The organism is Streptomyces sp. NPDC096040 (genome assembly GCF_040303265.1).
Lineage (GTDB): Bacteria > Actinomycetota > Actinomycetes > Streptomycetales > Streptomycetaceae > Streptomyces.
This window is the reverse complement of sequence record NZ_JBEOTA010000055.1, coordinates 1-21846: the sequence shown is the minus strand read 5'-3', so window position 1 is coordinate 21846 and position 21846 is coordinate 1. Positions and strand designations below refer to the sequence as shown.

9 protein-coding genes and 1 pseudogene are annotated in these 21846 nt (G+C 65.2%); 9 read left to right on the top strand and 1 reads right to left on the bottom strand.

Annotated features, from left to right (window positions below; translation table 11 throughout):
* Complete coding sequence (dbpB, locus tag ABTY98_RS39925; protein ID WP_352226069.1) at nt 1-1104, top strand: DGQHR domain-containing protein DpdB; 1104 nt, start codon at nt 1-3, stop codon at nt 1102-1104.
* Between the two features lie 118 nt (nt 1105-1222).
* Here dbpB and ABTY98_RS39920 read toward each other — a convergent pair.
* Nucleotides 1223-2491, bottom strand: a pseudogene (locus ABTY98_RS39920) (IS256 family transposase).
* Between the two features lie 1545 nt (nt 2492-4036).
* On the opposite strand from ABTY98_RS39920, the gene dpdE reads away from it, so the two are divergent.
* The 8 genes from dpdE to dpdD are packed head-to-tail and all read left to right on the top strand — an operon-like array spanning nt 4037 to nt 21732.
* The gene (gene dpdE / locus ABTY98_RS39915; RefSeq protein WP_352226068.1) at nt 4037-7252 is read left to right on the top strand and encodes a protein DpdE; all 3216 of its coding nucleotides are present in this window, start codon (nt 4037-4039) and stop codon (nt 7250-7252) included.
* A gap of 2 nt (nt 7253-7254) precedes the next feature.
* Nucleotides 7255-9861, top strand: coding sequence for a protein DpdF (gene dpdF / locus ABTY98_RS39910; protein ID WP_352226067.1), 2607 nt, complete (start codon nt 7255-7257; stop codon nt 9859-9861).
* Nucleotides 9861-10799 carry a protein DpdG gene (gene dpdG / locus ABTY98_RS39905; RefSeq protein WP_352226066.1) on the top strand — a complete coding sequence of 313 codons (939 nt, stop codon included), beginning with the start codon at nt 9861-9863 and terminating at the stop codon, nt 10797-10799. The genes dpdF and dpdG overlap by 1 nt, the downstream gene beginning before the upstream one ends.
* On the top strand, nt 10796-13846 hold the full coding sequence (dpdH, locus tag ABTY98_RS39900) for a protein DpdH (protein WP_352226065.1): 3051 nt from the start codon (nt 10796-10798) through the stop codon (nt 13844-13846). Before dpdG ends, dpdH begins: the two co-directional genes overlap by 4 nt.
* Nucleotides 13843-14556 (top strand): hypothetical protein, encoded by a 714-nt coding sequence (locus tag ABTY98_RS39895; RefSeq protein ID WP_352226064.1) that lies wholly within the window; start codon nt 13843-13845, stop codon nt 14554-14556. Before dpdH ends, ABTY98_RS39895 begins: the two co-directional genes overlap by 4 nt.
* A complete protein-coding gene (gene dpdJ, locus ABTY98_RS39890) occupies nt 14553-19046 on the top strand; it encodes a protein DpdJ (RefSeq protein WP_352226063.1) in 4494 nt (1497 codons plus the stop codon). Before ABTY98_RS39895 ends, dpdJ begins: the two co-directional genes overlap by 4 nt.
* Before the next feature lie 8 nt (nt 19047-19054).
* Nucleotides 19055-19555: a phospholipase D-like domain-containing protein DpdK gene (gene dpdK, locus ABTY98_RS39885; RefSeq protein WP_352226062.1), complete on the top strand. Its 501-nt coding sequence runs from the start codon at nt 19055-19057 to the stop codon at nt 19553-19555.
* A complete protein-coding gene (dpdD, locus tag ABTY98_RS39880; protein ID WP_352226061.1) occupies nt 19552-21732 on the top strand; it encodes a protein DpdD in 2181 nt (726 codons plus the stop codon). Before dpdK ends, dpdD begins: the two co-directional genes overlap by 4 nt.
* Nucleotides 21733-21846: the final 114 nt, after the last annotated feature.

The window sequence follows — 21846 nt, the reverse complement described above, 5'->3', positions numbered from 1 at the left end:
ATGGCCGACCGATATGAGCTGAAGCTTCCCGCCCTCGAAGTGCGCCAAGGCAACCGAAAAATCTACTGCTTTGCCGTCGACGGGAAGAAAATCCACAGCTTCGCCGCCGTCTCCCGGGTACGTCGCGACGACGCAAGCACCCTCCAGGGCTACCAACGCCCCGAGGTCCTCAGTCATATCCGGGGTATCCGCCGGTACCTCGAATCCGCGGACGCCATGCTCCCCAACGCCCTCGTCCTGGCCTTCGACGACACCGTCCGCTTCGAGAGCGGAGTCCCCCCCAAGGCTGGCGTGGACTACTCCGTCCCCGGCGTCCTCGTCATCCCCGTCGACGAATCTCTCACCGACCAGGACAAACCCGCCCTCATCGTGGACGGCCAGCAGCGCAGCGCCGCCATTCGCGACGCAGACCTGGCCGAATTCCCCGTCGCTGCCGTCGGGTTCATCGCGGACAACCAAGAAGACCAGCGCTCCCAGTTCATCCTGGTCAACTCCACTAAGCCGCTTCCCAAGGGGCTTATCCACGAACTGCTGCCGGAAACCAGCGGACACCTTCCCCCCGCCTATGCCCGCCGGCGCCTGCCTGCCCAGTTGATGACCCGCCTCAACACCGACGGTCAAGGCCCCTTCTACGGCCGCATCGCCAGTCCCACCTCGCCCCACGGCAACATCAAGGACACCAGTCTGCTGCGCATGCTGGAACACAGCCTCTTCGAAGGCGCCCTCTACCAGTACCGCAACCCCGAAGACGGCTCCGGCGACGTCGAACGCATGCTGACGCACCTCAGGTCCTTTTGGACCATCGTGAAGGACACCTTCAGTGACGCCTGGAAACTCCCGCCCCGCCAATCCCGCCTCACCCACGGCGTCGGCATCCAGGCCATGGGCTTCGTCATGGACACCCTCACCGACGGTATGTCCGCCGAAGACGTCGACTGTGATGAGGTCCGCAACGCTATCCTCGGCTTGATGCCGGTGACGGCCTGGACCTCAGGCATGTGGCGCTTCGCCGACGGCGAGCAGCGCCGCTGGAACGGCCTGCAAAATACCCCCAACGACATCCGCTTGCTCACCGACTTGCTCGTCCGCTCCGTGCGGGGTTGACCGACTGATCGCGTTCATCGTGCCTCTACAGGTACGGTGAACGACGGCAACTCACCGAACTGTCAGCTTCCGCCAGAAGCAGCGGGCGTGTACGGAACTTTGTGTAAGTCCTGGTCCTTCACCTGGTGTTGAGCCGGTCCTCGAAGAAGAGGGAGAACTGGTTTAGCGCCTTCTTCCAGTGTGCTGCGACGTGGTTGACATCGCGTGCTTTGGGGGTGATCTGCTCGCGGACGGCGAGGTAGAGCACCTTCAACGCGGCCTGCTCGGAGGGGAAGTGTCCGCGGTTGCGGGTGGCTTTCCGCAGCCGTGCGTTGATCGACTCGATCAGGTTCGTCGAGTAGACGACCTTCCTTATCTCCGGCGGGAAGGCGAGGTAGGGGGTGAATTCGCTCCACGCGGCCTGCCAGGTCCGCACGATCGCGGGATACCTGGCCCAGCTCGCTTGCGGCGAAGTCGGCGAGGGCCTGCTCGGCGATCTGCTCGGTCGGAGCGGTGTAGATGGCCTTCAAATCCGTGACCAGCTTTGCGTGGTGCTGCTTGGAGGCGAACCTCAGTGAGGCACGGATCAAGTGGATCACACACGTCTGAACGGTGGCCTTGGGCCAGGTCGCGGTGACCGCGTCGGGCAGGCCTTTCAGCCCGTCGCAGGCGACGATGCACACGTCCTAGACCCCTCGGTTGCGGAGCTCGGACAGCACGGTCATCCAGGTCGTGGCGCCTTCGCCCTCGTCGCCGGCCCGCAGGCCGAGCACGTCCTTGCAGCCGTCCATGTCCACCCCGACGGCCAGATAGACCGGCCGGGAGGCCACGGACCCGGAGCGGATCTTCACCCACAGCGCGTCGATGTAGATGATCGGCCAGACGGCGTCCAGTGGTCTGTTCTGCCATGCGTCGAGCTCGTCGGTGACGGCGTCGGTGACCTTGCTGATCAGGCCCCTTAGACTTCGACGCCGTACATGCCGGCCAGGTGCGAACGGATGTCGCGCACCGACATGCCGCGCGCATACAGCGACAGGACCTGCTCGTTGAAGCCCGCAAGCCGCCTGGCGTGCTTGGGCACCAGCTGCGGTTCGAAGGACCCGTCACGGTCCCTCGGAACGGCCAGCGTGACCGCCCCGGCATCGGTCAGCACCGTCTTCAGTGAAGTGCCATTGCGGCTGTTGCCCGAGCCGCGGCCTGCGGGATCGTGCTTCTCGTATCCGAGGTGGTGGGTCATCTCCGCGTCCAGGGCCCGCTCCAGCACGGCCCGAGTCACCGCCGTCAGCAGCCCGCCTTCACCCAGCAGGGCAGCGCCCGAGGCGTCGGCGCGGTCCAGCAGCCGCTCGACGACCTCATCCACGAGCTTGTCCTCGACCGGTTCGACGGCCGGGATCTCGTTGTCATTCATGTCCGTCCCGGCTGGTCAAAGGCCCAGGTCAGAGTCCCCGGCCAGCCTGTCACATCACGGACTTACACGATCTTTCAGACACGCTCGAAGCAGCGTGTTCGGCTGCAGTCGGGGCGGATAATGCCGCGGTGGGCGACGCGCGATGAAGCCACCCCGAGTAACTGGAGGTGGTTGACGCATGTCCGTCGAGGGGGCGGTGGCCCTGGTGGGTGCACGGAGAAGATGAACAGTTTGTACTGGATGACGTGAATGCGGGCGTTCTTCGGGCCGCTTGAGCCTCGCCCGCTCACCACAACGCACTCATACCCGGTGGATGCTGGTGGGCTGTGCATCGCATTCGCGCTCGCCACGGTAGCCAGGTCCCCGGGCTACAGAGCGTCTGGCCGAGGCGCCGTTCCTTGAACCCAGGTTCAGAGACCGCCGACATGGCCGCTCTTCTGTCAGTTTCCGGCGCCACTTCTCGGCTCGCTCCCGCGCTCAGCGGTAACGCGGTGGCAGAGACAACGACCTTGTCGCCCTCGCTTAGGTTGCGCCCCAGTGTGCACCGCACCGCCCCTTGGGGCTGTTCCTCAAAGTCGGCGCCCCCTCTTGCGTGTAGAGCATTGACCGGACCAACTGCATGCATTATGAACGTTCACGATCATTGTCATCGCGAGCTCACCCGTAATGCTTGAGACGGGGAGTTCGGGCAGCAGTGAGTTGGCGCAAGTCTCCCTGGGGAGGGTGGCGGTGGGAGGGCAGGCGTGAGCCTCCAGCGGGTCGTCAGGGGCGTCGCACCTGGTGATGGCCGCAGGGCGGTAACCGGACCGATGGTTGTCAGTGGTCTGGTTTACGCTTCAATCGGCTGGATGTGAGCACCTTGTGAAGGAAGTGTAATGACGGGGCTCAAGGTGGGGGATTTTGTCCGTATCATCAGTTTTCTGGGGGGTCGGCGAGGCGCAGCAGTTGAGGGGGAGAGTGTCCAGGTTGACTTCTTTGAGTCGATAGCGGAACCCATTACCCGGGAGCAGTGGGTCGCCCTCTGGTGGCGTATGCCGGAGCGCCCTCCGGCCAAGACCCGGGTCTACCGGCGTGATCCCAGCCCAGGCGCATCGATCCTGGGACGGGTGCGAGGGAGCGACCTGGGTGTGTACCGCGTCAAGTTTCCCCACCGTCTGGACGGGCCTCAGTTTGCCCGGGCAGCGGGGCTGCATGGACGCCGGGATCGGCCGGAAAAGAATCCAGTAGCAACCTTGGGGGGTGGTGGGTGCGAGCCGGACCACCTCCACGATGGCCGCCTGCTGATGCTGGACAGCCACGCTCCTTGGGGGATGCCACATGGTGGATGAGGCTGTCCTCTGCCCCCGGTGCAGTGCCCCCATGGTCATGCGAGGCGCATCCCGAGGACCCAATGCGGGCAAGTTTTTTTGGGGTTGTTCAAGCTTCCCGGAATGTCGCGGGTCGCGCAATGCTGACGGTACGGCGACGGGGGCGGCGACCACCCGTTCCGATGGAGCGAAGAGGCGTCGCTCAGCGGCCAGTAGTGGTGGCGCCCGGGGCACATCGTTGAAGCGTGGCGACCTGCTCGTCTCCAGCGCCAACACGCTGGGTCCCGGAAAGTTGGTGGGGCGAGTCGGTGACGACCTGATTCTGGAGTACTTCGATACCCCTGGGCAGGGCCCCGTCGAGCGCTATCGTGAAACCGTTCCTCGGGCGAGCCTGGGCCGGCTCTCTCTGACCCCGGAGCTCAGGGTTTTCTGGATCAGCGCTGGCAGGTGGCGTTCAGGCCGCATCATGGACGTGACAGCGCAACGCGACATTCATGTGCGCGGTCATGAATGGGAGGGGCATGTCGCTGAAGAGTACCTATATGTCCGCTGGGACAGGCCACTGATCGACCCCGTCGGATTTGCCGGTGCCGGACTGCTGGAGTCCCCCCTCCTGGCAGACAAGCGGCGCCCCTTCCTGCAGAGCATCCTTACGCAGCGCTCAGCAGTTCACGGGATGCGTGGAGCGCTGTCCAGTAGTATTGAACTGCACAAGCACCAGATTGAAACGGCATGGCGCGTTCTGCAGGACCCGGTGCAGCGGTACCTTTTGGCGGACGAGGTCGGACTCGGCAAGACGATTGAGGCCGGACTGGTCATCCGGGAGCTGATCCTGGACAACCCGGATTTGTCGGTGCAATTGATTCTGCCGCCGTTCCTCATCGAACAGTGGCGCCGGGAACTGGAGACCAAGTTCCGCATCACGGACTTCCCGGACGCCCGGATCAGGTTCAGCCGCGATGACGACCCCGGCACCTGGGAACCCGCCGATCTGATCGTGGTCGACGAGGCGCACAATCTGGCGCGCCTTGCAGGCAGCGAACAGGAGCAACTGTCTGCCCGCTACACACGGCTCGCTGAGATCGCCGAAGCGAGCCCGCGCCTTCTGCTGCTCTCGGCGACGCCTGCACTCAACAACGAGCAGGTGTTCCTTGCCATGCTCAAGCTGCTCGACCCCGCGCTGTACCGCCACACGACGGCCGCAGATCTGCGAGAGCGCATGCAGGCACGGGCCGGTCTCGGCCGCCTGTTTCTGGGACTGCGGCCCGGCCTGCCCGGTGTCCTGCTGAAGAACCGTCTTGCCGAACTGGACGCAGCTTTCCCTGAGGACGCAGAGGTCTCCGGCCTCATTGCCCAGGCGGCGTTGGCAATCAGTGAGCAGAATCAAGACGCCCTTGGCGACGTCATCCGTTCCCTGCGGACCCACGTCTCCGACGTGTACCGGGTTCACCGCCGCATGCTGCGCACCCGCCGCACCACTGCTCTGGAAGGTGCATACCGGCTGACCGGCCGTCACCGCCCCGCCTGCATCCCCCTGGAGGCAGACGTCTTCACTGAGGTGGCCCGCCTCCTGGAGAACTGGCGGCAGGAGGCCTGGGCGGCCTGTGAAACCGACGACGAAGCCCGACGGGAAGCGGCGTCCGCCCTGGCGAGGGCGGTCTCCCTCTCTCTGGACCCCGATGCACTGCGCGAATGGGCCCGAGTCCGCACGGCGGCGACACAAGGAGAGCAGGACGCTCTCGACCAGATCGACAGCGACCTTCGCTTCATCGACCGCAAGGGCAGCATCTCGCGCCCCCTGGCCGACGCGCTGACCTACCTTTTCGCCACATCAGAGCGTCTGGTCGTCTTCTGCCCAACACTGCACATGGCCACCGAACTGGCTGGCGAACTGCAAGAGTTGCTGCCTGGCCGTGTCCTCAAGCACGTGGAGGGTTCCCCGCTGGCCCTGACAGAGCAGGCCGTCCGCAGCTTTGAGCAGGCCCAAACTGCATGCGTTCTTGTTGCCGACGCCTCCGCCGAGGAAGGCCGCAACTTCCAGTTCGCCGACTTGCTGGTCCACGTGAGCCTGCCCGCCACGGCCAACCGCCTCGAACAGCGCATCGGCAGGTGCGACCGCTGGGATGCCCACCGAGATGGGCACACCTGGCGCTCGTGCCAGGTAGCGCAGGAACACGACACACAGTCGTTCACAGCGGCGTGGTCGCAGATCTTGACCGACGGCTTCGGAGTGTTTGACAAGTCCATCGCCAGCCTGCAGCACGCGGTCGATGCCGCCACCGAAACCGCATGGGACCTGCTGTTCACCCGAGGCACCGAGGCCGCCGCAGAAGCAGTCACCGCAGTACAGAAGATCCTGCAGGATGAGATTGAGCGCGTACGTGAACAAGACGCCCTGGACAGCCTCGAAGCGCCGGCCGATGAACGGTCTGTCTATGGCCGGATGACGGCTTTCGAAGACAAGGCAGCCGACTTTGCTGCGCTGAGCGATGCCCTGCTTTCCTCCCGAGGCGGGCCCGGGAACCTCCGGTTCGAACCCGTCGGCGATCCGGTCCGCATGGTTGGAAGCTACGAACTGGTCAGGCGACCAGCTCAGGGGCAGACCCAGATTCCGTTGATCCCTGCAGGAAGGCTCCAGCGTGACTTCCTGCCACTGGCACGGCAGCAGGGGACCTTCCGCCGTGCGGTCGCCGTCGACACGGAAGGACTCCGCCTGTACCGCTATGGAGACCGGTTCATCGATGCGGTCTCCGACTTCCTCTGGAACGACGACCGTGGGCGGGCTTTCGGGATGTGGCGGTGGCTCCCGCAGTGGCCGCGCAGGGAGCGCCTCGCCTACCGCTTCGACTACGCCGTCGAAGCCAATCCCCTCGAGGCGTGCGGGGCCGACGGGCCTGACCAGTTGACACGCATACTCGCCGGTTTCTTGCTCGACCAGCCCTCGCTCAAGCGCCGCGCAGACGGGATGTTCCCACCGCTCATCATGACCGTGTGGCTCGACGAGGACTGCACGCTTCTGACCGACGAGCGCCACCTTGAGGCCCTGCAGGCTCCCTATGCCAAGGCGACTGCAGGCATGCTGGGCGGCGACTTTGCCCTCAACCGCAAGCGGATCGAACGCGCTTATGAACTGGTCCCGGCCGACAGGTGGGCCCACGCCTGGCGCACTGCCGAGGGCAGCGCCCACCGGCTGGCTCTCGGCGAGGACGCTGTGGTGAAAGCCCGGACCGCGGCGATGACGACGGCCAAGGCCGACCTGGCGACGCGACTCAGGCAACTGCAACTGCGAGCCGCCCGTGCATCGGGCAGCGAACGCGACTTGCTGGAGCAAGAAGTGCGAACCGAGTTGACGGTCGGCCAGGCCCTGGCTCAGGCCATTGAGACCCTATCCCTGCGTCTGGACAGCACCGGTGTGGTCGTGGTCTCGGGCCGCGGTTTTGAACAGGACAAATAGGCATGACCAGTCAGTTCGACGTCATCCAGCGCATTCTTTTGGGGTACCCGGAGCAGACGCAGACCCTCAGCGGCCCGCACCGCCGCCTCGCGGACGTCTGGATGTCCGGCCTGCCAGGGCCGGAGATCAGCGGTGACATTGCTGCTCTGCTCGGCCAGGTACTGCGCCACCACGCGGCGGTCACCGGCCGACGCAACCACATCCTGGAAATCCCGCTCGATCAGCGGACCGTCGACCGCGCCGCACTGGGCCGGGCCGGTCTGAACACCGAACGGTTCGGAGCCACCCACCACCACGTCCGCCTCGGCGATGCATGGGCTCCCCACTGGCTCCACGGAGACCCCCACTGGGTCGACCTCGCCTGCGCAAGCCCTGGCCCGTTCACCTCCGCAGAGGGCATACAGACCCCCACCTACGCCCGCCCGACGCACCCTGTACCGGTGGACCCTGCGGTGCAGGCGATAGCTCCCGACATCGAGCGCTACCGCTCGCCCAGCCAGGCCAGCGCCCTGCGTACTGCCGCACTGGCAGATCCGGCGTCCACCCTCCATGTGGTCCTGCCCACCGGAACGGGCAAGACGATCGTCGGACTGGCTCCCGGTCTGATGCGCTCTCAGGGCACCACCGTTGTCGTGCTGCCCACCATCGCCCTGGCCCTGGATCAGGAACGCCAACTGCACCAGCGCTTCCCCACGTCCAAACTCGCCCCGGAACTGGCCTACTACAGCGACCGCGACGAGCAGGAACGCGCAGCCATCAAGCAGCGCCTGCGCGAGGGTACCCAGCGGATCCTTCTCGCCTCACCCGAGGCCCTCACGGGAGAACTCGCCTTCCTGCTCAGGCCCCTGGCGGCCGAAGGGCGGCTGACTCACTTTGTCATTGACGAGGCACACCTGGTCCGTACATGGGGGCTGAGCTTCCGCCCGAAGTTCCAGATCGTTGCCTCATTGGTGGGGGAGTTGCGGGAGGTCGCAGCCGCCGGCGGAAACACCCCGCCGCGCGTCGTCCTTCTCACCGCCACGCTCTCCGCCGCCAGTCTTCTGCTCAACGACCAACTCTTCGCAGGCAGTGCCGAGTCGCTCTTCGTCGGCTCGGCCTACCTTCGCACAGAACTGCGCTACCTGCTCGGGACGACGGCATCACCGGCCGATCGCATCGACCGTGTCATTGAAGCGATGCACCATCTGCCCCGGCCGGCAATCGTCTACACCACGAAGCAGGAAACAGCAGAGACGATCGCGGCACGTCTGAAGGAAGCGGGCTTCGCCCGTACCGCCGTCTTCCACGGAAACACCGGATCCGCCGAGCGCCTCGACATTTTGCGGGGATGGTCCGGTGACGGCGGTCCCACCACGTTCGACATCGTCGTCGGCACCAGCGCCTTCGGCCTGGGCGTCGACCAGAGCGATGTAAGGACCGTCGTCCATGCGTGTGTCCCCGCCTCCGTCGACCGCTACTACCAGGAGGTCGGCCGTGCCGGACGGGACGGACATGCCGCACTCTCGGTCTGGCTGCCCGCCCACGGCGACATCACCGAGGGACAGCGGATCGAGAAAGCAACCGTGATCGGGGACGACAAGGCATGGAAACGCTGGGATGCCATGCGGACCGCCGGCAGACACACCCACCAGGCGGACGGAAGCCTCATCCTGGACACGGGCGTCGTCCCCGAGCACAACGACCGCCCCTCGGACGCCAACCAACTGTGGAACCGCAACACTCTCGTCTTCATGGAGCGCGCCGGCCTGATCACCGTCGAGAGGCTGGACCCGCCTGCGCCCGAACGCGGACCTGACGAATCCGAGACCGCATGGCAGGCGCGGCGCAGCAAGCAATGGGCGGACTTCGTACGCCAGGCCAAGGTCCGGCTGGGCCCCCACGTCGCCAACCTGGACCAACAGACCTTCGAAGCCGCGGTTCAGCAGCAACGCAGACAGATCAAGGACACAGAAACGGCCTCCACAGCACGCATTCGGCGCCTCCTGGCCAAAGACGAGTGCTGGGGCCGCGTACTGAGCGAGGAGTACTCCTACACCAACGTCGGCTCCATGCATGCGACGCAGAACGTCGCAGCGGCATGCTCCGGGTGCCCGGCAGACCAGCACCTTCACGAACCCCGCCACCGGTCCGCGCGGCCACTTGTCGCAGAAGCACGCATGCCTGACCTGGGAAGACACCCCAGCCCTGCACTGGAAAAACTCGGTGCCGGCCACCGCAGCATCGTCGTCACCTACACAGACGGCCGATTGCGACGCTCCCTGAGCACCCTCATTCAGGCCTGCGTCACCAACGGTGTACGCGGGATCGTGGCCCCCACAGCACTGCTGGCCCTGCCGGCGGTCAGGTCAGCCGCACGCTTCGCCGACGAAGGCCTGGTGACCGTGGACACGCTGCGCACCAGGGGAGCCCCTATGTCCCTGGCGGTCCCCAGCCTGCTCATCGCGGACCCTGAGGGCACCCCTCCCATGTCCTGGCTCGCACCGACGCGCGGCCCACTACGCGTGGTAGTAGTACCGGATAACTTGCACGACCCGGAATACCCGGATGAACCCATCAAAAACATCCGGAGCCCGCACTGGAACATCGATGACTTCCTCAGGAGACTGTGATGGCTGTCCTGAACCCGCCCCGAAGCCTTCCCGGGCTAGGCCGTGCCATCGTCAACTTTCTCATCGACTCCGGGCGGGCATGGACCGAGGAACAACTGGTCGAGGCATTCAAGCCGCCCGGCCTCAACGAGGCCGCAACCGCCGGTGAGGGAGTCACCCACACCCTCTACGTGCTCAGGGCGATAGAACTGCTCACCCTTGACGCCGGGACGGTCACCGTTGCCGGTGCTGCCGCCCGCAACGGCTCTGCTCTGACACCCGCCGGGTTCCGCCGCGCCCTCCAGGAACACGTCTTCGACCTGGCCAGGGACGGCGACCCGTGGCAGGTCGGTCCGGGAGACGTCTACACAAGCGGAGCCCGCGACCTGACCCGGGCCCTGTCTTGGTTCCTCGCCCAGGACGCCCTCGGACGGCCTCTGTCCTGGACCGGCAACATCCAGCAACTCCAATTGGCGCAGTTCCCCGACCCGGACAACGAAACCTGGGCGCTGACGAACGACACGCGATGGGGCGCCTTCGCACGCTGGGCCCGCGCCCTCGGGATGGCCTCGCCACCTCTGGTACTGCAGACGCCCCTGGCGCAGTCCAAGTCGGGGCTCGTTCCCCTGCCTGTCGTCGCGATCGAGGACGCACTGGAGGACATCCCTGCAGGACGGATGCCGATCGGCGAGTTCCTGGACACCTTGGCGGCCCGGATTCCCGTCCTGCACGGCGGCTTGATCCGCGCCTCACTCACACAACTCCTGCCCGGCGGAGACCCCGACCCGGGCATCCGCAACGACTGCGCGGACAGTTCCGTAGGCCAGGCACTACGTGTTCTCGAAGACCGCGGCCGTCTCGCTTTCACCACGCTTCCCGATGCCGACGGCGTCCGCCTTTCACGGTTCGACACAACGCGGCAGACTCACGTCACCCTGCTCCAAGGAGGAACGAAATGACCTGGCGGGGAGACCTGCCGGCCGCGTGCTGGGAGGCTGGCGAGGAGTTGCGGATCATCCCGGTGGAAGCCGAGAGCACCTCCGACGGCGTATTCCTGGCCACCCACACCTCGATCCCGCTCATCCAGCGCGATCACGTGGCTAGCGCCACCGGCGGCAGCCCCTCTACCGAGCACGACCTGCTGCGTGCCGTTCGTGAACAGCCTGCCGACCAGCCCATCATTCCGATTCTTGGAAAGCCCGGCACCGGGAAGTCCCACCTGGTCCGCTGGCTTCGCATCAACCTGGAGACGACGGACGCAACGCGCCTGATCTTCGTTCCCAAACACCGGATGTCGCTGCGTGGGATCCTGGACCTCATCCTTGAACACGCCACCGGCGAGCGTGCCGACGAACTGCGCGCCAAAGTGGCGACCGCTGTTGACGCCGCATCCGACGAAAAGGAAGCGCGACTGCGCCTGCGCGCCGCACTGGCCGTCCTCGTCGAGACCCGGGGGACACGGCAGGACGGCGGCACGACCGAGGACGACGAACTCCGTGCCTATCTCGCCTCCCCCGAGGGCCTGCCCGCACTGCTGCTCGACCCCGTCTTCCGCGACCGGCTTCTTTCGGACGACGGCCCCATCGGGCGCCTGGTCCGGGAGAAGCTCTCGGGCAAAGGCGCAGAGGACAAGGAAGAAGCATTCGGCTTCAGCCCGCAGGACCTCAACCTGTCGGTCGACGACATCAACAACGCCGGTGCCAATGCTCGGGACGTTGCCGGCGCACTGACCAGCGAGGCAGGCCTGCGGGATCTCGCAGCCAAGATGCTCAACGAGCAACTCGGGCCGGCCGTCAGCGAAGTCTTCGGCATCGGCGGGGACGACCTGAAGCAACTCCTCGTGGAACTGCGCCTGGACCTGCAGCGACAGGGACTGGAACTCCTCCTCCTGATCGAGGACTTCTCCATCTTCCAGGGAATCCAGGGCGGTCTCATCGACGCCATCACGCTGATCCCCACCGAGAACCTCCAACTGTGCCCCATGCGCGTCGTCATGGCCGTCACCACGGGATACTTCGTCAACAACATTCCGGAAACGGTCTATTCGCGCACCTACAAGGTCTATGACCTGGAAACGTCCCAGACAGGTGCAGCAACCTTCGAACCCGCGCACTTCGCCGCCCGCTACCTCAATGCGGTACGCGCCGGGTCCGCACTCATTGACCAGCACCACGACGAAGGCGCCCGCATCCCCAAACCCTGCCTTCAGTGCCCCGTCCGGGAAAAATGCCACCAGGCTTTCGGGCACGTCGACGACATGGGACTTTTTCCCTTCAACAGAAGAGCCCTCGGCCTCGCCATCCGCAGCCGCTCCCAGGACAAGGGGTTCATCGCCCGAGACGTCCTGACCCGCGTCCTGCGCCCCGTACTCCAACGTGACCACAGCGAAATCGACGAGAGCCGCTTCCCCGGCGCAGGCTTCGAAAACGACTTCAGGTCAGGCGCGCTGGACATCCTCGACAACATCGAGGACCAGGTGCGACTGCGCACTCCCGGCGATCCCGACATGTCCGAGCGCCGCATCCGCATGGTCCGCTTCTGGGGGCCAGGCAACGGGCCCCAGAACCTCGACCCAACGATCCACGACGCCTTTGGCATCCCTCTCCTGGAAGCATTCGGCAACGCGCCAGAGCCCGCCCCTCCGACTACACGCCAGAAGAAGGAACCTCCCAGGGAGATCGAGGAGCAGCCTTCACAACTACCCACGCTTCCTCCTGCGACACCAGAGGCCAATCCGCGCCTGGTCCAGGCTGTCGACCGCTGGCGTGCCTCCGGCGACCTTACCCAGGGCGAACGCAACGACCTGCGCAACATCGTGCATGCCGCCGTCACCGGATACCTCGAGTTCGAGAACGGCTTTGGACCCGAAGCTGGCTGGACCAGCGGTAAAAAGGAACACGCGCCGTCCTTCGACGCCTCGAGTTCGATCGTCTTGGACGACGACAAGCTCGACAAGGCGCTCATCCCTGTCGACCGCACCAATGATGAGGACGTCCGGGTGCTGCGCGCGCTCGCCTGGGCGAGCGGCAAGGGCTCGTGGGACGCCGTACCCAACGGTGAAGTCCTCCAGCGCCTGTGTATGGCGAAGGTGCAGGCATGGGCTGCACGTGTGACTGCATACCTCGACCTGCAAGACCGCAACGACGATCCCGAACTTGCCCGTATCGCCCATGCTCTGCTGACCGTCAGCAAAGCCTTCGGTATTGCCGACGCCTACAAGCCTGACGTGCACAGCAGGATCAGAGCACTGTTCGCCTCAAGGCCCGAGGCCACAGGGGGCCAACTGCGGCCGCGACTGCGCAAATGGCAGGACGCCTTCAGCGGCTCGTCCCAGCAGCCCGGCCGGGAGTGGCTCCAGGACAGGCTGCTCCGTCTGGCCTCCTACAGCCAGGGAAGCGGCAAGCCGCTTGCCATCCACCTTCCCCGCCTCCTGCACGCCGTGCGCGACGATGTTGCCGACGCCGCATGGCCGGCGCAGGCGCCCGATGTCCTGATCCAGGCGGTGCACAACATAGACACCCGGGCAGCAGAACTGGACCAATTGCTGGAAGAAGCCTCCGGCCTCCTGCCCGACACAGGTGAACTCGGAAGCAGCGTCGCTGAGGTCGCCAAACCCCTCAACAGCCTCATCGCCCACCGGGCAGCCCTCGGCCAGTTGCCGTCATCGATCAACGCAGAAGGCCTCGCCACCGCGGCCCGAGCGGTCAAATCGGGCGACCAGAAGAAGGTGGAAGCCATCCGTGAAGCCCTTCAGTCTTGGCGCACTCTCTCGGCGGACGAACGCCTGCGTCTGATGACCTTGGACTGGGACAGCTCGGCAAAACGGATCGAAACCTGGCTCAGCATGGCGGGCAATGCCGTGGAAGCACTGGAGAAGAAGCTCACTGCCGGACCCGTCTCCGAGGTGCAGCGTGAGCACGACGACGCCCTGCGGCGCCTCTCCGCTGGGCTGAACGCCCTGAGCGACGAGATCGCCCACGTGACCGGACCTGGAGACAACGCATGACACTCCTGGAAAGGATCCACCACCTGCGCACCGCTGCCGCGGCAGCAGACGATGCCCATGCGATCAAGCAGCGCACTGGCGCACTCGTCACCGCGGCCGAGGCGGTCGAGTCCCTCCTCAAAGACGTCCGCCAGGTGGCCGGCGGCATGGCTGAACTCCGCGCAGGCGGTATCGCCTTGGGCGAAGACCTGCCCGATGCGGCAATGGACAAGGTCACCAGCCTGCTGAGGGAGACTGCCGCATCACTTGCGGCGCAGGACGTCGACGCACCGCTCGACAGCGTGAAGGCACACATCAAGCAAGCACGGACTTTGATCGATGGCCTTCGGCAGGTTGTCGACGGCGCCTGGGTGAAGGAACTGAGCCGTGACACCCCACCGATCAACGAAGATCTCGTGAATGCACTCGCCAAGAGCGGCCTGGACATCGAGCAGTTGCGTGCCGAGATCGAGAACGCACACGGCATCCTCAACGTCCTGCGCAACCGTGCAGTGCCCCAGCCGGGCGACATTGCGAAGTTGGCGGCAGCACGCGAAAGCCTGCGGTCCTGCGGGGAAGAGATCAGCCGACTCGTCGATCCCGCCCTCGCTAGAGTGATCATGGATGCGCAAGAGGCAACGGGCATGCCTCTGAGCTCCTTCACGCCTGGGGTCCTCACTCAACTGGCACGGCTGGGGATCCTCGACAGATTCTGGGTGAGGCTGCGGTGAATTCTGACATTCAGGGCAAAATCCTCGATGTGCTCGAGGGCAATGAGGACCCTCTGCTGTCCTGGGGCGTCGTCGATGGCGGCTTCACCTATGACGAACTGCACGCCCTCGTCCTCCAAGTCCTGCTGGACAACGGACAGATCGGTACCGCCGAAGAGACAATCGACGAACTCAATGAACAGGGCCTGATCACCGAAGACACAGCGGCCTCGCCCCCGAGATGGCGGACACGCAACGGCGAGGCACTGCGCCTCCTTGCACGCCTGCGCCAGATCTTCCTCTCAGACAGTCCCGAACAGGCCTGGCGCCAGGGCCCCTCGCTGATCTCCGACTTCCGCTACGCCCGCCGGCCGCGTGCGTACCCCAGGCGTGACCAGCCCTGGGACAGCGTCCTCGAAGGCCTGCACGGCACTGACGATGTCAGCCACGACGTCATCGCCACGATGACGTCGAAAAAGACCGCGCACGTCCAGCTCAGCGGATTCCAGGTCCGTGCCAGCCGGCACATCATGACCGCCCTCCAGGCCGGCATCACCACCGCCACAGTCGTAGGTGCTGGCACTGGCAGTGGGAAGACCCTCTCCTTCTACCTGCCGGCTTTCGCTCACCTGGCGGCGCTCCGGGACCCCACCGCTTGGACACGCGCGCTCGCCGTCTATCCGCGCAACGAACTTCTCAAGGACCAACTCAACACCGCCTTCGCCCACGCCCGCCGCCTGGACCAGATCTGGACCCAGACCAACGGGCGACCCATGACCATCGCAGTCCTCAGCAAGGACACCCCACATTCCACGAAAAGCCTGTCCGCCCGGTACTCATGGACCAAGCACGCCCAGGGCTACGAATGCCCGCACTTCACCTGCCCCGGCGACGGCCGGAAGGTGTGTGGGGGAACGCTGTACTGGTCAGAGCGAGACGTCAGCCGGAAGAAAGAGCGCCTCACCTGCAGCGCATGCTCGCTCGAGTTCGACGAATCCGTGCTCGTCCTGACACGCCAGCGTATGAGCGAACAGCCCCCGGACGTGCTGTTCACCACCACGGAATCGCTCAACCGGGGACTGTCCGACCTCTCCATGCGGCGCCTGTTCGGCGTCGGAGCGACCAAGCAGCCACGCCTGATGCTGCTGGACGAGATCCACACCTACAGCGGGACCGCAGGCGCCCAGGCAGCGCTGGTTCTGCGGCGCTGGCACCACTCGCTGCGCAGCCCGGTCACTTTCGTCGGCCTCTCAGCGACGCTGTCGAACCCCGTGCGCCACATGGCTGACCTCACCGGTGTCGAGGATGGTCTGGTCACCAACGTCGAGCCGAGCGCGGATGAGATGGAGTACGAAGGCGCCGAGTACATGATCGCGGTGCGAAGCGACCCCACCAGCGGCGCATCCGTCCTGTCCACGACGATCCAGGCCGCGATGCTGCTGCCGCGGTTCCTCGACGATCCCGCATCCCGCATCTCAAAGGGTCTGCTCGGGACAAAGGCGTTTGTCTTCACTGACGACCTTGACGTCACCAACCGGCTCTACTCCTACCTCCTGGACGCAGAAGGACAGCGCTACGAGAAAGGCCACACCGAGCAGTTCAAGGCGCCTCTTGCGTCGATGCGGCGCCCCGGGCAGGCAGGCCTCGTTGAGCAGCGGCGAGCAGGGCAGGTATGGGACCTGCCCATAAAGCTGGGTCACAAGATCGACGGTGACGGGCTCAAGGTGAGCCGCACCACCTCGCAGGACGCAGGCGTCAACGCAGAGTCCCAACTGGTCGTCGCTACGGCCTCACTCGAGGTCGGTTTCGACGACCCGGACGTCGGAGCCGTACTACAGCACAAGGCTCCCCGCGGAATCGCCGCATTCCTGCAGCGGAAGGGACGGGCCGGGCGAAATCGCGGCATGCGCCCGTACACCGTCGTCGTCCTGTCTGATTACGGCCGCGACCGGGCCACCTACGAAGCCTGGGATGCACTGTTCGACCCGGTCCTGCCCGAACTCGTGCTTCCCATCCGCAATCGCGCAGTGCTCCGCATGCAAGCCACCCTGGCCATGCTTGACTGGCTCGCGGAACAACTCCACAGACAGCACCCCGACGCGAGCCTGTGGCGTGACCTGAAGGGCCTTGCCGATCCCAAGTACCGCGCCACGTATCGCAAGACCCAACACGTCCAGCAGGCCGCTGCCCAGGTCCTTGCAGAACTCCTGCGCGACCCCGCCAGGCAGCGCAGCCTGCGCGAGTGGACCCAGGGTGCGCTTCAGATACCTGAGAACCTGGCGGCAGAAATCCTGTGGCACCCGCCTCGCCCGCTCATGCTCGCAGCCATACCCACACTCGCCCGCCGGCTCAGCAACAACTGGGCCGTCGCCGCCGCCCACCAGTACGAGACCGGCAAGGACACGATGGGCGGCAATCCGCTGCCCGACTACTTCCCCGAGAACCTCTTTAGCGAACTCGCCCTCCCCGAGGGACAGGTGATCGTCCCGCCCCAAACCCCCTGGGAGAAGGAACCAGAGCCGCAAGCGATGGGCATGGCCCAGATGCTTCGCGAGTACGCCCCAGGCCGCGTGTCCCGGCGATTTGCAACTCGCAACCTCGACAAACGGCACTGGATCCCGATCCCCTACAACACGACCGAAACCGTCCTGGACCTCGCTCCCACTCTGCCCACGCCCCGTCGCCAGGAGGCAGCCACCGTCGATATGCACGGACAGCCCGTGCACCTTCCCGTCATCAGGCCCGACCAGATGAAACTGGAAGACACCCCGCCAGGCATCAAAGACTCCTCCAACGCCACCATGCTCTGGCGGACACAGTTCATCGAGCACGGCATCGGTCTCGTCGCCCGCATACCCCGCTCCGACACAATCGGCGCACTCATCCAGGAGGCACGCTTCTTCCTGCACGCGCAGAACGCCCACGTCGAAGCCCGCCGCGTAGCGGTCGCGTCCGAGGCGAACATCGTCATCGATAGGCGAGGAGAAGCCCGGGTACGCGCCCAGTTCGCACTGGGCGACGAACCGGTCGGACTGGGAGCCACCTACGATGTGGACGGCCTGCGCCTGACCATCACCCTGCCAGAAACCATCACCGCACCGGCCAGCGCAGAACCCGCTCTGCGCAGCGCATGGTTCCAGCACCTCGTCACTCAGGACGAGGAACTTCTGCAACAAGTCAACCGGTTCCAACTCGGATGGCTGCACCAGGCTCTCGAATGCATGCTGTTGATGTCAGCCGTCACGGATGGCACGTCACTGCCCCAGGCCTACCAGACAGTCCGCACCACCTTCGCCGCGCGCCTCACCGACACCCTCAACGCTATGTTCCGCAGCACCGGAGTGGACGACACCGAGAGCGCCGCCGTCAGCCGGATGGCGGAGCGCCTGCAAGCGCTGCTCGCCGACGAGAACGTCGTGGCCCGCCTCGACCATCTGACCGCACAGGTATGGAACCCGCCGGCTTACAAATTCCAGGCATGGCTGCGCCAGCGTGCCCTCGCCACACTGGGACAAGCAGCCCTGTGGGCAGCCCGCGAGATCTGCCCCGAGCACGATCCCGAAGGCATCCTGGTCGACATCGAACCCGGCTACGGTCCCACCGGTACCCTACGAGACAACCAGGTCTGGCTCACCGAGAGTTCGATCGGCGGCGGCGGCATCATCGAAGCACTCGCCACCCGCGTACGTCCCGACCCCCGACGATTCCTGCGCCTGATGATGAGAGCGATCCAGCCCTCCACCACTGAACTCGTCGACGCCCACATGCGCCGGATCGTCCGCTACACCACCGACCGCGACGACTGGCGCAGCCTCGTCGCCGACTACCGCGGATCCCAGACACAGGCCGAGCGCGTCACCAACCTCACCCGCATCCGAGCACAACTGCGCCACGCAGGTATCTATGGCGCGGAGCAGGCTGTCATCTCAAGCCTCGCCAACCGCCTGCTCAGGCCCGGCTCAACCGCCGACACTGACCAGGCGCTTTGTGTGTTGATCCACGAGTGGGAAGCACAAGAACAGCGTCTGGGAATGGAGATCGCACCACGCACGTGGGCCTACCTGATGCGAGACAGGCGCGACCTGGACACAGGGCTGAACCTCTCCGCGAACTCCCCAGACCGTCAGCGCATCGACGTTATCCAGAGCACTCTGTGGCCACGAGGGTGGGCCATCCGCTCCGACACCCTGCAGTCGTGGAACCCCTACGCCGAAAGCCTGCCCGCCGCACCCGACCTGATGCGGGGAGTGCTCACCGGCAATGCCCATACGATCGACGTCACTGCAGCCGACGCCGACGACCAGGTCCGCTCCCGCCTTGCCAAACAGGGTTCAGCCCAGGTGACAGCAGCTCCCGAGCAGGCCTCGAAGCTGGCAGAGATGCTGGTCGACCTGTCGATCCGCGCCATTGAGACCGAGTTCCTCCAGGTCTATCCACGAGTGGTCGAGATCGACCACAGCCCGGACGGCAGCGTCGTGGTCTCGCTCGAACTCGCCGAGGTATCCGCATGAGAAGGATCATGACCGCCGGAGCCGGCGAAACCCGCCAGCTCAACGACCTACTTCAAAACCTCCTGGTCACAGAACTACTGGCTCCGTCCGATCGACTGTGGGTCCTGTCGCCCTGGATCTCCGACATCGTCGTCATCGACAACGCCTCCGGACAGTTCAAGAGCCTGCTCCCCGGCCTTCCTTCGCGGGCCATCAGGCTGACCGAGGTCCTCATCGAACTCTCCCGACGCGGAACAGATATCCAGGTGATCATCCGCGACGACCCGCGCAACGCGCAGACCCGGCAGCGTCTGACCGAACTCGCACGCGTCGGCCCACGGCCACAACTGCTGATCCGCAATAACCTGCACGACAAAGGTATCCTCACGGACCGCTTCCACATCCACGGGTCCATGAACTTCACCTTCTTCGGCAAGACCAAAAACGAAGAGGGCGTCACCGTCGTGTCCGACCCGGACCAGATCGCCCGCGCCTGGGTGGAGTATCAGAACAGGTACCAACTGCCATGAGTGTTGATTTCACACCATTCTTCGCCGAAGGCAACGAGATCCACCCCAACAAAGTGCCCGCAGGCTTCCAGGCAATCCTCGAGAAGCACATCAACGCCATCCAGCAGCGCAAAATCGGATTCCTCCCACGCAGCTTCCAAGGCCGACTGTGGTGGTACGGGTTCGCACCCACCGCGCGCCAGCGCCGTGAAGTACTGGAGCTTCTCGATAGCTGGATCGGACCGACCTTCAGCGATCTGCCCCGCCACCGCGGAGCCCTCGAAACGACTGATCCTTTCGACGCTGAACTGGCAGCAATGCCCCTCGAAGTACTGCGCTTCGAAGTCCTGCCACGTTCCAAGCCTGACTCGACGCATTCGCGAAACGAAGTCCGCAACGCTCTGCTGACCCTCGGAGATCTCCTCCGCCAGCGGCCAACCTCAGAATTCGACGCCGACCGCACCACCGTCGAGGTGCTTGACGACCTCGGCCACGCCATCGCGGCCCAAGACCGTAGCGTTGCCCTGGCATGCCTTCGTGAACTCGAAGCGATGGCCGACCTCGACCAGACCAACCTGGCATTTCTCCGACTGCGTCTGTACGCAGGACTTCAGGACTGGAACGCAGTCCTTGCCGACAGTGACATCGACCAACTTCTGGCGATGCACCGCCCCGCACGGATCACCCACTTCATTCAGCAAGCGGTCTACGCCACTTGGTTTGCCGCACACGACACCGCCGGAAACGAACAGCAACTACTCGACGCTGTCACCGAACTTCCCCCTGCGTTCCATGCTCTGTACGCCGGCACGCCGGCAACCAGCCGAGCCCAAGCCGTCGTCGAGTTCCTCATAGCGGTACGGGCCGGTGTGCAAGAGACACAAAACCGACTCCTCGACGAAGCCGGAGCGATCGAACCCGACCTGCCCGACCACCTCCGCGCCATCCTGCACCTGCAGAACCCCACCGGAGCGATACAGCCAACCGCACCCCAGCCCCCCACCCCCACAGCCGAATCACCACTCGAACGCGCAACCCGGCTCATGGCCTTCGGCGACATCCAGTCAGCCCTCGACCTCGCCCTCACCCTCGAACCCGGGATCCCAGCCGCATACATCCTCCTCACCTGCTCCCGAGAACTGCACTCCGCCCATCGAGCAGACCTGGTCGCCGTGTACATCGCCGCACACGACCTGCGCCCCCTGATCGACAGTTCAGCACCCCGCCTGCGCGACCACCTCGCCTGGCTGGACGAGTTCACACAGAGCAAGTCTCACGGCGGATGGCGAACCTGGTTCGAAGACCTCTCCCACCAGCATGCAACGCCTGCTGACCCCGAGACTACCGACCAGTGGACGCCGCTCAGTGCCGACGCCCTCACGACTCTCCTCCGGCAGGCCCCGGACGAAGTGCTCGGGAGACTCGGCGAATTCGGCGGCCAGTTTATGGCGGCACACCGCGACATCTTCATCGATGACGGTGCCGCTGACCTCAGCGAACGGGTCCTTGCAGGTTTGGCGATGGGAGAGAAGAACTCGGCCGGCGTACGCGTACAGACCCTGGCACTGTTGGACTACCTCCTGGCAGCCAACCCCAGCCCCCAACTGTTCGCCTCGGCGCTCGACTGGACCACCCTCATCGTCAAGGCGAACGTCTCAGCCATCACCGTTACCTGGGCGATCGACGTCCTGCAGACAGTCACTGCTACCCCAACCGCGGCGACAAACCCTGCAGCAGTCACGTTCTTCTACTCCGTCATCGATACCGCAAGGCCCTTCAAGTCGGCACTCAACCTCACCGACCTAGAAGCTATCAAGATCGTCGCCGGAGAACTCGCGCAGAGCTTCCCCGACGACCTGGCGGCCGGCCACACCGACGATGCAGACCCCGCCGCCCCCTACCGCTACCTCCAAGGCGCCAAGGTCGTCCTCTACTCCCTGACCGAATCGGCCACCACTCGCGCTGCCCAAGTACTCCGCAGCCTGATACCCGGCATCGACATCGAAACGAGCGCCGAACACGACGGAAGCAGCACACTTGCCGCACAGGCCGCTCACGCAGACATCTTCGTGGTCGTAACAGCCTCAGCGAAACACGCCGCTACCGACTTCATCACCGCCAAACGAAGCACTCGCCCCATCATCTACGTCAACTCCCGCGGCTCTTCAGCCATCCTGCGCGAACTCGCAGAGGGCTGACCAATCCCTTGAGCGATCCCCAGGCAGGGGCCGTTGCATGATCGCGTTTCGTCCGGAGTGCCGTGCTGGCCCGTCCTTGGAGGGGACATCCCGGTTCGGGCGGGGCGGACGCAG